The sequence below is a fragment of the Sphingomonas kyeonggiensis genome (assembly GCF_014196745.1).
GTDB lineage: Bacteria > Pseudomonadota > Alphaproteobacteria > Sphingomonadales > Sphingomonadaceae > Sphingomonas > Sphingomonas kyeonggiensis.
The window spans coordinates 528,199-542,456 of sequence record NZ_JACIEH010000002.1; the positions used below are offsets into that span (position 1 = coordinate 528,199).

The 14,258-nt window shown below is 66.3% G+C and carries 11 protein-coding genes; 7 read left to right on the top strand and 4 right to left on the bottom strand.

What is annotated here, in order from left to right; genetic code table 11:
• Window positions 1-35: 35 nt before the first annotated feature.
• Window positions 36-716, bottom strand: coding sequence for a TetR/AcrR family transcriptional regulator (locus GGR46_RS11530; RefSeq protein ID WP_343058115.1), 681 nt, complete (start codon window positions 714-716; stop codon window positions 36-38).
• 140 nt (window positions 717-856) lie between these two features.
• Between GGR46_RS11530 and GGR46_RS11535 the strand changes: the two genes are divergently transcribed.
• Both GGR46_RS11535 and GGR46_RS11540 read left to right on the top strand, forming a co-directional pair.
• A complete protein-coding gene (locus GGR46_RS11535; RefSeq protein WP_343058116.1) occupies window positions 857-2,137 on the top strand; it encodes a spinster family MFS transporter in 1,281 nt (426 codons plus the stop codon).
• On the top strand, window positions 2,134-3,750 hold the full coding sequence (locus tag GGR46_RS11540; RefSeq protein ID WP_183997808.1) for a carboxylesterase/lipase family protein: 1,617 nt from the start codon (window positions 2,134-2,136) through the stop codon (window positions 3,748-3,750). Before GGR46_RS11535 ends, GGR46_RS11540 begins: the two co-directional genes overlap by 4 nt.
• Before the next feature lie 158 nt (window positions 3,751-3,908).
• On the opposite strand, the gene GGR46_RS11545 is transcribed toward GGR46_RS11540, so the two are convergent.
• The gene (locus GGR46_RS11545; RefSeq protein ID WP_183997810.1) at window positions 3,909-5,507 is read right to left on the bottom strand and encodes an AMP-binding protein; all 1,599 of its coding nucleotides are present in this window, start codon (window positions 5,505-5,507) and stop codon (window positions 3,909-3,911) included.
• 68 nt (window positions 5,508-5,575) lie between these two features.
• The gene (locus tag GGR46_RS11550) at window positions 5,576-7,816 is read right to left on the bottom strand and encodes a TonB-dependent receptor (RefSeq protein ID WP_183997812.1); all 2,241 of its coding nucleotides are present in this window, start codon (window positions 7,814-7,816) and stop codon (window positions 5,576-5,578) included.
• Between the two features lie 270 nt (window positions 7,817-8,086).
• On the opposite strand from GGR46_RS11550, the gene GGR46_RS11555 reads away from it, so the two are divergent.
• Entirely contained in the window at window positions 8,087-8,431 is a 345-nt protein-coding gene (locus GGR46_RS11555) for a hypothetical protein (protein WP_183997814.1), read from the top strand.
• Window positions 8,432-8,532: 101 nt separating this feature from the next.
• Here GGR46_RS11555 and GGR46_RS11560 read toward each other — a convergent pair whose 3' ends face one another.
• The gene (locus GGR46_RS11560; RefSeq protein WP_183997816.1) at window positions 8,533-9,861 is read right to left on the bottom strand and encodes an MFS transporter; all 1,329 of its coding nucleotides are present in this window, start codon (window positions 9,859-9,861) and stop codon (window positions 8,533-8,535) included.
• 162 nt (window positions 9,862-10,023) lie between these two features.
• On the opposite strand from GGR46_RS11560, the gene cyoA reads away from it, so the two are divergent.
• Genes cyoA through cyoD form a run of 4 tightly spaced genes read left to right on the top strand, consistent with a single transcriptional unit; the run spans window position 10,024 to window position 14,238 of the window.
• Entirely contained in the window at window positions 10,024-11,208 is a 1,185-nt protein-coding gene (gene cyoA, locus GGR46_RS11565; RefSeq protein ID WP_183997818.1) for a ubiquinol oxidase subunit II, read from the top strand.
• A 13-nt stretch (window positions 11,209-11,221) separates the two neighbouring features.
• Window positions 11,222-13,222, top strand: coding sequence for a cytochrome o ubiquinol oxidase subunit I (cyoB, locus tag GGR46_RS11570; protein ID WP_183997820.1), 2,001 nt, complete (start codon window positions 11,222-11,224; stop codon window positions 13,220-13,222).
• Window positions 13,223-13,225: 3 nt separating this feature from the next.
• A complete protein-coding gene (gene cyoC / locus GGR46_RS11575; RefSeq protein ID WP_183997822.1) occupies window positions 13,226-13,855 on the top strand; it encodes a cytochrome o ubiquinol oxidase subunit III in 630 nt (209 codons plus the stop codon).
• Window positions 13,852-14,238 carry a cytochrome o ubiquinol oxidase subunit IV gene (gene cyoD / locus GGR46_RS11580; protein WP_183997824.1) on the top strand — a complete coding sequence of 129 codons (387 nt, stop codon included), beginning with the start codon at window positions 13,852-13,854 and terminating at the stop codon, window positions 14,236-14,238. The genes cyoC and cyoD overlap by 4 nt, the downstream gene beginning before the upstream one ends.
• The last annotated feature ends 20 nt before the right edge of the window (window positions 14,239-14,258 follow it).

The following is a 14,258-nucleotide window of genomic DNA, read 5'->3' on the forward strand; positions in this document are numbered from 1 at the left end:
CAATCATTCACTCGCAAGAGAGCGAGTAGGTTTGGCTATTTCCCGCGCTTGCAGATCTCGAGGAAGCCGGCGGCCATGAACGATGCCATCCGCTCCTTCACCGCGCCGAAGTCGTCCGAATGGCACAGGCCGTGGGAGAGCTTGTCGATCCGGCCGGTGCGGGCGAGGGTAAGCATCAGCGCGCCGGTGACGAAATGATAGCCCCAGAAGATGTCTTCTTCTGCGCAGTCGGGCAGGGCCTGTTTCAGCAGCCCGATCAGCCTGAGCACCACGGGGTCGAAATGCGCGTCCATCAGGTCGGCGCCCCAGGCCGGGGTGTTGGCCACCTGCGCGCCGAGCTTGGCATAGTTCTTCCAGCCCTCGCCGCCCTCGATATAGGTGTCCAGGTCGGTGTCGAGGAACGCCCGCAGCGCCCCCTCGACGGTCGGCTTGCCCTTGGCTTCGGCCTCGTACGCGTCGAGCGCCTGCATCCGCCGCTCGCTGGTGACGACCGCGCGCCTGGCGAACACGGCGTCGAACAGCGCCTTCTTGTCGGCGAAATAATAGTTGAGCAGCGTGTGGTGGACGCCCACCTGCTTGGCGACGTCCTTCAGCGTCACGCCATAGAGCCCGTGCTGCGAGAACAACTCCTCGGCCGCGTCGTAAATCTGTTCCATCGTCTCGGCGCGCTGCTCGGCCTTGCGCGAGCGTCGAACGGGCTTGGCTGTCTCGGTCACTCCCCGTCCATCCTGTCTGGCGGGGCCATCGTCAAGCCTTCGTACGGATATTCACACGCGTGATAGTGTATGTTGACAGCGTCGCGCGCTTGCCCGCATGATGCGCCCAAGGCGGAAAATCCGCCAGGGAGAGAGGACGCGTGGAAACTCAGGCAGGTGGCAGCCGCCGCTGGATCGTGCTCGTCACGCTCACCTTCGTCTATGTCCTCAACTTCCTCGACCGGCAGCTGCTCGGCATCCTCGCCAAGCCTATCCAGGACTCGCTCCACATCACCGACGGCGATCTTGGGCTGATCGGCGGGCTCTATTTCGCGATGTTCTACTGCTTCATCGCGATCCCCGTCGGCTGGCTGGCCGATCGCACCAGCCGCGTGACGATCCTCTCGCTTGCCTGCGCGATCTGGAGCGGTGCGACGATCGCCTGCGGTATGGCGACCAGCTACACCCAGCTCGTCATCGCCCGGATGACCGTGGGCTTCGGCGAGGCGGGTGGGGTGCCGCCCAGCTATGCGATCATCACCGACACCTTCCGGCCCGGCGAGCGCGGCACCGCCTTCGGCATCTTCAACCTCGGCCCGCCGATCGGCGCGGCGCTCGGCATCGCGTTCGGCGCCTCGATCGCGGCGCTGCTCGACTGGCGCATCGCCTTCATCGCGATCGGTGCGGTCGGGGTGGTCACCGCGATCCTCGTGCCGCTGATCGTCCGCGAGCCGAAGCGCGGGGCGACCGACCTGAACGCCCCCGTCCAGCCCGCCGCCGCCAAGGCGCCCTTCTGGGGCACCTGCGCGATGTTCTTCTCCCACCCCGTGCTGATGCTCGCCGCACTCGGCAGCGGCGCGACCCAGTTCGTCACCTACGGCCTCGGCCAGTTCGCGGTGCTGTTCCTGATCCGCGAAAAGGGCATGACCCTGTCCGAGATCGCGATCTGGTACGCGCTGGTCGTCGGTGTGGGGATGAGCGCCGCGATGCTGCTCTCCGGCCGCATCATCGATCGCCTCAGCCGCCGCAGCCGCACCGTCTATGCGCTCGGCCCGGCGATCTCGCTCGCCATCGCGATGCCTTTCTATGTGGCGTTCGTCTGGGCACCCGGCTGGCCGCTCGCGCTGCTGCTGCTGACCGTCGTCAACTGCTTCAACTATTTCTATCTCTCCGCCTCGGTCGCGCTCGTCCAGGAAGAGGTCGCCCCCAACCAGCGCGTGCTCTCCGGCGCGCTGCTGCTGCTGGTGATGAACTTCATCGGCCTCGGCCTCGGCCCGACCTGGGTCGGCGCCGCCAGCGACTGGTTCAAGGACCATGGCTGGGCGCACGGCCTCCAGCTCGCCCTCTACACCCTCTCGCCCTTCTATCTGATCGCGATCGCGCTCTTCCTCACGCTCGCCCGCATCCTCCGCGCCGAGCAGACCGCAAAGGTGCCCGCATGAAGCCGTACCGCCACGCCGCCCTTGCCACCGCGCTGCTGCTCTCCGGCACCGCACTCGCGCAGGAGCCTGTCGTCAACGCACCCTCGGGCTCGGTGAGCGGCACGCTCGACGGCCAGATCCGCAGCTTCAAGGGCATTCCCTATGCCGTGCCCCCGGTCGGCGGCATGCGCTGGCGTCCGCCCGCGCCGATGCAGCCTTGGACCGGCACTCGCGCGGCGAAGGACTTCGGCCCCGCCTGCGTCCAGCCCCAGGCCAGGACGCCGACCAACGTCTATGCTCCCGCCCAGCCGATGCCGGTCAGCGAGGATTGCCTGACGCTCAACATCTGGGCGCCGACGAACGCGAAAAAGGCCCCGGTCTTCTTCTGGATCCATGGCGGGGCGCTGTCGGGCGGCTCCAGCCGCGAGCCGATGTACGACGGCAGCAAGCTCGCCGAGCAGGGCATGATCGTCGTCTCGATCAACTACCGCCTCGGCGTGCTCGGCTGGCTCGCCCACCCGCAGCTCTCCGCCGAATCCCCGCAAAAGGTCTCGGGCAATTACGGCCTGCTCGACCAGATGGCCGCGCTCGCCTGGGTGAAGCACAATATCGCGGCGTTCGGCGGCGATCCCGCAAGGGTGACGATCGCGGGCGAATCCGCCGGCGGCCTCAGCGTGATGTACCTGCTCGAATCCCCGCTCGCCCGCGGCACCTTCTCCCAGGCGATCGCCCAGAGCGCGTACATGGTCGCGATGCCCGAGCTGAAGAAGCAGGCGTACGGCGCGCCCTCGGCGGAAGCGGTCGGCACGATGGTCGCGGCCGGCCTCCAGGCGCCTGACCTGGCCGCGCTGCGCGGCATGGACGCCCAGACGCTCACCGACAGCGCGGCGAAGCTCGGCTTCTTCCCGTTCGGCGTGGTCGACGGCCTCGTCCTCCCCAGCCAGATGGTCGACGCCTTCGACCAGGGCAAGCAGGCCCCGGTGCCGATACTCACCGGCTTCAACCAGGGCGAGATCCGCTCGCTGATGGTGCTGGCCCCCAAGGCCCCGGATACGCCCGAGGCCTATGAGAAGAGCATCCGCGAGAAATATGGCGAGTTCGCCGACGCCTTCCTCAAGCTCTATCCGGCGGCGGCCTACAAGGAGAGCATCCTCGCCACCACCCGCGACGCGCTCTACGGTTGGACCAGCGAGCGCCTCGCCCGCAAGCAGGGCGCGCTCGGCAAGCCGGCGTACGTGTATCTGTGGGATCACGGCTATCCCGCGATGGACGACAAGGGCCTCCACGCCTTCCACGCCAGCGAGCTGCCCTATGTCTTCGGCAACCTCACGCCGCTGCCTCCGCTCTGGCCGGCAATCCCCGAGAGCGACCGTCCGCTGTCCGACACGATGCTCGGCTATTGGGCCAGCTTCACCAGGACCGGCAATCCGGGCGCGGCGTGGCCGGTCTTCGGCAAGGCGCGCAACTATCTCCACATCACCGATGCGCCCCGGGCTTCGGCGGAGCTGATGCCGGGCATGTACGACCAGTACGAAGCGGTGGTCTGCCGCCGCCGTGCTGCCGGGGTGGCCTGGAACTGGAACGTCGGCCTGGCCTCGCCCAAGCTCCCGGCAAAGGCGAAGGGGTGCCAGTAGAGTTCCCCTCCCTGCAAGGGAGGGGCTAGGGGTGGGTTAGAAAAGGTCGGGCTCGATGCCCGGCCTTTTCTTTATTCACCTGCCGGCGTGCCGAGCTCGCTGCGCTCGCCACCCACCCCCAACCCCTCCCTTGCAGGGAGAGGAGCAGAAGGCGGCAGCTACCTCGAAACCTTCCGCCCCTCGATCCGCCCCTCGGCATACTCCTCGCGGAGCCGTTTCTTGTCGATCTTCCCCGAAGCCGCCAGCGGCATCGCCGGCACTTCAGCAACTTCGCCCGGGATCCACCAGTCGGCGACCTTGCCCCGCAGCATCTCGAGCAGCGCGCGCGGGTCTTCGCCCTGGCTCTCGACGATCAGCACCGGCCGCTCGCCCCATTTCTCGTCCGCCCGCGCGATCACCGCGACGTGGCGCACCGCCGGGTGGGTGCCCACGATCGCCTCGATCTCGTTCGGGTTGATCCACTCGCCGCCCGACTTGATCAGGTCCTTGGCGCGCCCACAGATCGTCAAATTGCCGGCGGTGTCGATCATCGCCAGGTCACCGGTGTCGAAATAGCCCTCGTCGTCGAGTGCGCTCTCTGCGGCCCGGAAATAGCGCTCGATCACGCTGTGTCCCTTCACCTTGAGGTGCCCCAGCACATTGCGCTGCGGGACCAGCGTGGTGCCCTCGGCACCGGTCAGCTTGAGGTCCAGCCCCATGATCGGCCGTCCCGAGGCGGGCGCCGCATCCTCGGGCAGGTCCCGGGGCGCGATCGCGCCGACGGGCGAGAGCTCGGTCATCCCCCAGCTGGTCTGCACCCGCGCGCCGAGCTTCTCCTCCAGCCGGCGCAGCAGCGCATCGGGGCAGCTCGATCCGCCGATCAGCACCCGCTCCAGCGTCGGGAAGCTCTCGCCGCTCGCCTCGGCCCGGTCGGCCAGGGTCAGCCACACGGTCTGCACGCCGACGGCAACGGTCACGCCCTCGTCGCGGATCAGCCGCGCCAGGCTCGGCCCGTCGAGCGTCCGCCCGGGCAGCACCAGCTTGGTCCCCGCCGCCGGCGCGGCGAACGGCATGCCCCAGCCATTGGCGTGGAACATCGGCACGCCGAGCAGCAGCGTGTCGCGCGCGGTGATCGCCACCGCGTCCGCCTGCAGCGCGCGCAGCGTGTGGAGATAGTTGGAACGGTGGGTATAGACGACGCCCTTCGGGCTGCCCGTCGTGCCGCTGGTATAGCAGAGCCCGGCGGGGGCGTTCTCGTCGAACGCCCCCCAGGTCGCCGCGGCACCATGCGCCGCCAGCAGGGCGTCATGATGCCAGACCTGCACCCGGTGCGACCCGAGGGTGCCAATATCCGCGTCGGAAGCGTCCAGAAGGATCACATGCTCGATCGTCGGGCAGTGCGGGATCAACTCGGCGGCGAGCGGTGCCAGGTCCGCCGCCACGGCGAGCACCCGGTTCTCCGCTTCGTTGACCATCGCCGCCAGATGCGCCGCGGTCAGCCGCGGGTTGAGCGTGTGGCACACCAGCCCCATGCCCATCGCGGCGTAATAGATCTCGAAATGGTGGATCGTGTTCCAGGCGAGCGTGCCGACCACCTCGCCCTGGCGCAGCCCCAGCGCCGCCAGCGCGCCGGACATAAGGTTGCTCCGCTCGCGCAGCGCCGCATAGGTCGAGCGCTTCACCACCACGCCCGCCTCGGCCTCGACGACCTCGCAGTCCTGGAACCACTTGGCGGCATGATCGAGGAACTTGTCTACTGTCAGGCCGAAGGGCTGCATGAAGTCTGGGACGCTTTCGAGAGAAGGAATGGCCGCCGGAGAGGGAGCCCCGGCGGCCGGCAGGAAGGTCAGAAGGTCTTGAGCAGCTTGATGCCGTACTGGCGGGGCGGGCCCGCGAAGTAGAGGCCGGAATTGAGCGCCGCCGGATAATGCTGGTCGGTCAGGTTGGTGCCGTACAAAGTCACCGTCCAGCTCTTGTGCTGATAGGCGAGCTGCGCGTTCAGGATGTTGCGCGCCTCGAGATGGTCGCCGCGTGCCGAGTTCTGGAACAGGGTTGCCCACTGGTCGCCGACATGGCCGAAATTGGCCCGCGGGGTGATCTTGTCGCCATTGCCCAGTGCGAGTTCGTACTGCGCGCCCAGGTTGAAGGTCAGGTTGGGCGCATAGGTCTGGCGGCGGCCGTTCAGGTTGATGCAATTGGCCGCATTGGTCGGGCTGCCGGTGCGCGGATCGCAGGCGCCGACGGCCGCCACCCGTGGGTCGCTGGCATAGAAGGTGCCCAGCTCGCTCTTCAGCACGTTGACGCCGGCATCGAGCTGCAGCCCGCCGAAATGGAACTCGGCCTCGGCCTCGAAGCCATAGATCTTGGTGCTGTTCGGCACGTTCAGCTCGATCCCGAAGGTCGGGAAGGTCGGATAGCCGATGATGACCTGGAAGTTCTTGTAGTCGTTGTAGAAGCCGGTGATCGTCGTGCGGACCTTGCCGCCGGCCCAGTTTGCCTTCCAGCCGGCTTCGTAGGAGGTGACTTCCTCCGGCTCGAACGGCGCCGGATTGCCCAGGCCCACCGGCACGTTGAGCCCGCCGGGGCGGAAGCCGGTGGCGACGAAGCCATAGAGATACTGGGTGTCGCTCGCCTTCCAGCCCAGCGAGACCTTGTACGAGACATTGTCCGACTTCACCTGCTGGTCCTGCCGGATGTACGTGCCGTACTGCAGGACATCGACATGGTTGGTCGACTGGCTGGCGGTGTAGCGGATTCCCGCATCGAGCTTCAGCCGCGGCGTGATCGCGAAGCCGATCTGGCCGAACGCCGCCAGCGATCGTGTCGGGTTGGTGCCCTGCAGCTTGTACTGCGCCGCCGGCAGGTTGAACGGATAGGCGGTGTCGATGATGAACTGGTACGGCTTGCGGAAATAATAGTCGTTCCACAGGCCGAAGGCGCCGAGCAGCCAGGTGACGCGGCCGGTGTCGGGCGAGATCAGGTTGAGCTCGGTGGTGACCTGCTGCTCGTCGACGCTGTCGTAGAAGGTGCTGATGCCGGTCGCCGTGCCGTCCAGGTCGGCGCGGTACATCGTGTTGGCCCATTGATAGCTCGAGACCGAGCGCAGCTTCACCCCGCCGGCCAGCTCATACTCGGCCTTCAGGGTCGAGCGGACGAACTCGTCGCGCGCCGCCTGGGGCGCGTTGAACGACACGTCGAACAGGTCGCGGTGGTTCGGGTTCGGCGTGCTGGTGCCGGGCAGCGTCTCGAAATAGTTCGAGAAGGGCGTGGCGGGGTAGGCGCCCATGTCGAGATGGCCGGCATCGGTCTTCCACAGGATCGACAGGCGGTCGGTCGGCTTCCACAGGAAGCTGACGCGCCCGGCCATGATGCCGACATTGCCCTTGTCATAGGGGTAGGGCGCGCCGTTCGGGCCGGTGATGTTGTAGAAGGTGTCGCGGCGCGAGGCGTAGAGCGCGACGCGCGCGGCGAAGGTGTCGCTCAGCGGTAGGTTGACCGCGCCCTGGAAGCCGGCATCGTTGTAGTTGCCGTAGTTCAGGTTGAAATAGCCGTGGATGCCGCCGCCGATGATCGGGTCGTTGGTGTTGACGAACACCGCGCCGCCCGTGGCGTTCTGGCCGACGATCGTGCCCTGCGGTCCCCTCAGGACCTGGATGTTGGCGACGTCGTAATAGGGTTCGCCCTGCACGTAGCCGGGGAAGGTCGGCACGCCATCCCGGTACGTAATCACGCCGGTGGTGGTCTGGGTGTTGTGCTCGGCCTTGCCGATGCCGCGGACGTTGAAGTCGTTGCCCTGGCCGAAATTGTTGACGACGACCGAGGGCATCGCGAACTGCAGCGCGTCGACATTGGCGACGCCCTTGTTGTCCAGCTGGGTGCCCGACAGCACCGAGGCGGAGACCGCGGTGGTCATCAGATTCTCGTTGCGGCGCTGCGCGGTGACGACGATCTCGCCATCTTCCGTGTTCGAAGCGTTCGCTTGGGCAGGCGCGTCCTGCGTTTCCGGGGTCGCGGTCTGCGCCGCGGCCGCGCCGCTCCAGACCAGGGCGAGCGCCGAGGCGCCTGCCAGCAACGGGCGATAGTTCATCAGGGTCCCTCCCACATCCATCTCCAGACGCGCTCTTCGTCGCGATGGCCCGAAGGATGCCGCAAAGCCCTGGGGCTTGCAACACTAATTCTCTCAAGAGTGAATATCATGCGGAAACGGGTCGACCCGCGCAACCTTAGCCAGCTTTGGTGTCTGTTGGGGCCAGCTTCGTCGCAGCCTTGCGCCGTTGGTCGCAGGGCAGTTCGCGTCGTCCGTACCGGTTGTCACCACGCAGGGGTGCGGCCTCGCCGCCTGTTGAGGAGACAAGGGATGAAGAAGATCATGGCGGCCGTATCGGGCGCGGTCCTGCTGCTGGCGGTGCCGGCCCAGGCGGGTTTCCAGGACGCGCCGCAGACCCCGCAGGAGGCTCCGGCCACGCCCGAGGCTGCTGCCCCGGCGCCGGATGTGCGCATCACTCCGGCTTGCAAGCCGAAGAAAAAGAAGAAGGGCCCGGGCCTTGGCGGCTTGCTGCGCGCGGCGAGCAGCACCGGGCTGGTCGGCAGCATCGCCAACCGGACGGGCAGCAGCGACACCTATGTCGCCGCCAATGTCGCGACTACCGCCGCCGACGCCGCCGAGAGTGGTGCGGGCGGGCAGGGCGAGAGCGGGTGCTGACCCTCTAAGCCTCCCCGGAGGAGGATCTCGCGAGCCCAGAACGAAGAGAGCCGGCAACCCCAGGGGCTGCCGGCTCTTCTCTTGTCGGCTGACCGGATCGATCAGTCGATGGTCTTGGCGAGCTCGCGGTTGAACCACAGCGCCAGCAGCGTACCGATCGCGCCCGAGAGCAGATAGGCACCCGCGGCGAGCAGGCCGAACTCGGCGCCCAGCCACAGCGCGATCAGCGGCGCGAAGGCGGCGCCGAACAGCCAGGCGAGGTCCGAGGTGAGCGACGAGCCCGTGTAGCGGTGCGACTTGGTGAACATCGACGACAGCGCGCCCGACGACTGGCCGAACGAGATGCCGAGCAGCGCGAAGCCGAACAGCATGAACACGATCTCGCCGGCCTCGCCCGAGGAGAGGAGCTGCGGGGCGAAGCCGCTGAACACCGCGATCGCGACGGCCGAGCTGCCGAGCAGGGTACGGCGGCCGACCCGGTCCGCCAGCGTGCCCGAGATCACGATCGCGATCGTGCCGACCACGGCGGCGACCGCTTCGATCACCAGGAAGTCGACCGGGCTGTTCTCGGTGTAGAGGAACACCCAAGAGAGCGGAAACACGGTGACCATGTGGAACATGGCGAAGCTGGCGAGCGGGGCGAAGGCGCCCATCACGATGATCCGCCAGTCGGCGCTGACCGTCTCGGAGATCGGCGCGGGCTCGAGCTCGCGGTCTTCGAACAGGCGGGCATATTCCGGGGTCACCACGATGCGCAGGCGGGCGAACAGCGCCACCACGTTGATCGCGAAGGCGACGAAGAACGGATAGCGCCAGCCCCAGCCCAGGAAGTCCTCGGCGGGCAGGGCACTGATGAAGAAGGCGAAGAGCAGGCTGGCCACGAACAGGCCCAGCGGCGCGCCGAGCTGCGGGATCATCGCATACCAGCCGCGCTTGTTGTCGGGCGCGTTGATCGCGAGGAGCGAGGCAAGGCCGTCCCAGGTGCCGCCCAGTGCGACGCCCTGGCCCATGCGGAACAGCGCGAGCAGCAGGGCCGCGGTGATGCCGACATCGGCATAGCCGGGCAGGAAGGCGATCGCCGCGGTCGATCCGCCGAGCAGGAACAGCGCGATCGTCAGCTTGGCGCCGCGGCCATAGGCGCGGTCGACGGCGGTGAAGATCAGCGTGCCGATCGGGCGGGTGACGAAGGCCAGCGCGAAGATCGCGAACGACCAGAGCGTGCCCTGCAGCGGATCGAGGAACGGGAAGATCAGCTTCGGGAACACCAGCACCGATGCGATGGCGTAGACGAAGAAGTCGAAGAACTCGGACGTGCGCCCGATGATCACGCCGATGGCGATCTCGCCGGGGTGGATGCCGTGGCCGTGCGAGGCGTTGAGGACGCGTGCATCCCGTTCGGCTTCAAGGGTAGGTACGGTATCACCGCTCATTCGAATGGGAACTTTCTGCAACACGCGCCGCGCTAGCGCGTTTCCTAATGCCATGAAGGGCCGGGATGCCCCGGCGCGGCGCATTTGCGTCATAGCAGACAACGCGGGGATTGGACAAAATGTCCTATGTGCGGTGCAACATCGGAAGCCTAGGCGCCCGCCATGCCTAGACCCCGTCCTCTCTCCGCACGCCTCCGTGCGCTGCTGACCCTGCCGGCTTTCGCGCTGTTGTGCGGATGCGACATGGTCGTGCTCAACCCCGCCGGCGACGTCGCGCGTCAACAGGGCGATCTGGTGATCGTCTCGACGCTGCTGATGCTGCTGATCATCGTGCCGGTGATGGCGCTGGTCGTCCTCTTCGCCTGGCGCTACCGCGAGTCGAACAAGGAAGCGACCTACTCGCCGGACTGGGATCACTCGACCAGCCTCGAACTGGTGATCTGGTCGGCCCCGCTGCTGATCATCATCTGCCTTGGCGCGATCACCTGGGTGAGCACCCATCTGCTCGATCCGTACCGGCCGCTGTCGCGCACCGGCCCGAACCAGCCGATCGCGGCCAATGTGAAGCCGCTCGAGGTCCAGGTCGTCGCGCTCGACTGGAAGTGGCTGTTCATCTATCCCGAGCAGGGCATTGCCACGGTGAACGAGATGGCCGCCCCGGTCGGCCGCCCGATCCGCTTCCGGATCTCGGCTTCGTCGGTGATGAACTCCTTCTACATCCCGGCGCTCGCCGGCCAGATCTACGCCATGCCGGCGATGGAGACGCCGATGAACGCGGTGTTCGACAAGACCGGCGTGTTCCAGGGCCTGTCGGCAAACTATAGCGGCCACGGCTTCTCGAAGATGCGCTTCAAGGCGCACAGCATGGATCAGGCCGGTTTCGACGCCTGGGTGGCTGAGGCCAAGAAGGCGGGCGGCAACCTCGATCGCACCGGCTATCTCCAGCTCGAGCGTCCGAGCGAAGGCGAGCCGGTCCGCCGCTTCGCCGGCGTCGAGACGGGGCTGTTCGACCGGGTGGTGAACATGTGCGTCCAGCCGGGCAAGATGTGCATGCACCAGATGATGATGCTCGATGCCGAGGGCGGCACGGGCAAGGCCGGGCTGCACAATGTCCGCCACACCGAGGGTGAGACCAGCGCCACCGGCACGCACATGCATGGCGGCAAGAGCTTCGTCGGTGAGATCTGCGCGGACCAGCAGGACGTCGCCGTCGGTGCCAAGCCCAAGTCGGTCAAGCCGGTCAAGCAGGCCACGCTCACCGGCGCGGGCCTCAAGCAGCCCTCGGCCAAGCCGACTCCGATCGCTCCCAGCGTTGCGTCCGAAACCCGGCCGCGTCCTCTCTCCTGATCGCGAAGCAGATATGATCCCGCAACCCGCACCCGTTAGCCCGATCCTGGGCAAGCTTTCGCTCGATGCGCTGCCGCTGCACGAGCCGATCGTCGTGGCGACCTTCTGTGGCGTCGCGCTCGGCGGCATCGCGCTCGTCGCCGCGCTGACCTATTTCAAGCTGTGGACCTATCTCTGGAAGGAGTGGTTCACGAGCGTCGATCACAAGAAGATCGGGATCATGTACATGATCCTCGGCCTGGTGATGTTCCTCCGCGGCTTTGCCGATGCCCTGATGATGCGCCTCCAGCAGGCACTCGCGTTCAACGGGTCCGAAGGGTACCTGAACGCACACCACTTCGATCAGGTGTTCACCGCGCACGGCGTGATCATGATCTTCTTCGTGGCGATGCCGTTCGTCACCGGCCTGATGAACTACATCGTGCCGCTGCAGATCGGCGCGCGCGACGTGTCCTTCCCGTTCCTGAACAATTTCAGCTTCTGGATGACGACCGGCGGCGCGGTGCTGGTGATGGCCTCGCTGTTCGTCGGCGAGTTCGCCCAGACCGGCTGGCTGGCCTATCCGCCGCTTTCGGGGATCCTCTACAGCCCCGGCGTCGGCGTCGACTATTATCTGTGGGCGCTGCAGGTGGCGGGTGTCGGCACGACACTCTCCGGCATCAACCTGATCGTCACGATCCTGAAGCTGCGTGCCCCCGGCATGTCGCTGATGAAGATGCCGGTGTTCACCTGGACCTCGCTCTGCACCAACGTGCTGATCGTCGCCTCCTTCCCGGTCCTGACCGCGGTGCTCGCACTGCTCGGCCTCGACCGTTATGTCGGCACCAACTTCTTCACGAACGACTTTGGCGGCAGCGCCATGATGTACGTGAACCTGATCTGGATCTGGGGCCACCCGGAAGTCTACATCCTGATCCTCCCGCTGTTCGGCGTGTTCTCGGAAGTCACCTCGACCTTCTCGGGCAAGAAGCTGTTCGGCTATTCGTCGATGGTCTACGCCACGATCGTCATCACGATCCTGTCGTACCTCGTCTGGCTGCACCACTTCTTCACCATGGGCTCGGGTGCCAGCGTCAACAGCTTCTTCGGCATCACGACGATGGTCATCTCGATCCCCACGGGTGCCAAGATCTTCAACTGGCTGTTCACCATGTATCGCGGCCGCATCCGCTTCGAGCTGCCGATGATGTGGACCGTCGCGTTCATGTTGACCTTCGCGATCGGCGGCATGACCGGCGTGATGCTCGCCATTCCGCCTGCCGACTTCGTGCTGCACAACTCGCTGTTCCTGATCGCCCACTTCCACAACGTGATCATCGGCGGCGTGCTGTTCGGCCTGTTCGCGGCGATCAACTTCTGGTGGCCCAAGGCCTTCGGCTTCAAGCTGAACACCTTCTGGGGCAAGGTGAGCTTCTGGTGCTGGGTCCCCGGCTTCTGGCTCGCCTTCCTGCCGCTCTACATCATGGGCCTGATGGGCGTGACGCGCCGCATGCGGGTGTTCGATGATCCCAGCCTGCAGATCTTCTTCATCGTCGCGGCGCTCGGCGCTGCCCTGATCGCCGCCGGCATCGGCGCGATGCTGGTCCAGTTCGCCGTGAGCATCTGGAAGCGCGAAGAGCTGAAGGACGTGACCGGCGATCCGTGGGGCGGCCGTACCCTGGAATGGGCGACCTCGTCGCCGCCGCCGGAGTACAACTTTGCGTTCACGCCCGTCATCCACGACCTGGATGCCTGGTACGACATGAAGAGCCGCGGCAGCGAGCGTCCGCTCACCGGCTTCAAGGACATCCACATGCCGAGCAATACCGGCGCGGGCGTGATCCTTGCCGGCATCAGCACCCTGATCGGCTTCGCGCTGATCTGGCACATCTGGTGGCTGGTCGGCCTCGGCTTTGTCGGCCTGATCGGCGGCGCGATCTTCCATACCTTCAACTACAAGCGCGATTTCGACATTCCCGCCGAAGTCGTCGCCGAGACCGAGGCGGCGCGCACGCGCCAGCTCGCCGGAGCCTGATCGATGAGCACCACGACGATTCCCGCCGCGGACGAACCGGTCCGCTTCTACGACCTGGACGAGCATCCGCACCCGGAAGGCTACAGCACGATGCTGGGCTTCTGGATCTACCTGATGAGCGACTGCCTCATCTTCGCGATCCTGTTCGCCTGCTACGCCGTGCTCGGCGGCAATTTCGCCGGCGGCCCGGGGCCGAAGGACCTGTTCGACCTGCCGCTGGTAGCGCTGAACACGGCGATGCTGCTGTTCTCGTCGATCACCTACGGCTTCGCGATGCTCGGCATGGCGAAGGGCAACAAGAACCAGGTGCTGATCTGGCTGGCGATCACCCTGGTGTTCGGCGGCTGCTTCCTGGGCATCGAGCTCTACGAGTTCAGCGAGCTGATCCATGAGGGCGCAGGCCCGTGGCGCAGCGCGTTCCTGTCGAGCTTCTTCACGCTCGTCGGCACGCACGGCCTGCACGTCACCTTCGGCTCGATCTGGCTGATCACGCTGATGGTGCAGGTGGCCCGCTTCGGCCTGACCGCCGCCAACCAGCGCCGCCTGGCCTGCCTGAGCCTGTTCTGGCACTTCCTCGACGTCATCTGGATCGGCGTCTTCACCTTTGTCTATCTGATGGGAATGCTGCGATGAGCCACGATCCGCACGCACATGAGGATCATGGCGATCACGGCCATGGTCACGGCGTCGAAATCCCGCACGGTTCGATGCGCGATTATGTCATCGGCTTCGTGCTGTCGGTGATCCTGACCGCGATCCCCTTCTACCTGGTGATGGAGCGTCCCTTCTCGAACGGCGTCACCGCCGCGGCGATCATGGGCTTCGCCGTGATCCAGATCCTGGTCCACATGGTCTATTTCCTCCACCTCAAGCCGAGCGCTGAGGGTGGCTGGACGATGACCGCTCTGGTGTTCACCATCATCGTGGTGGCGATCATGCTGTCCGGTTCGCTGTGGGTGATGTATCACCTGAACGCGAACATGATGCCGATGATGGACCCGAGCCAGCTTCCGTGACGGACGACCAGCGGCCACGC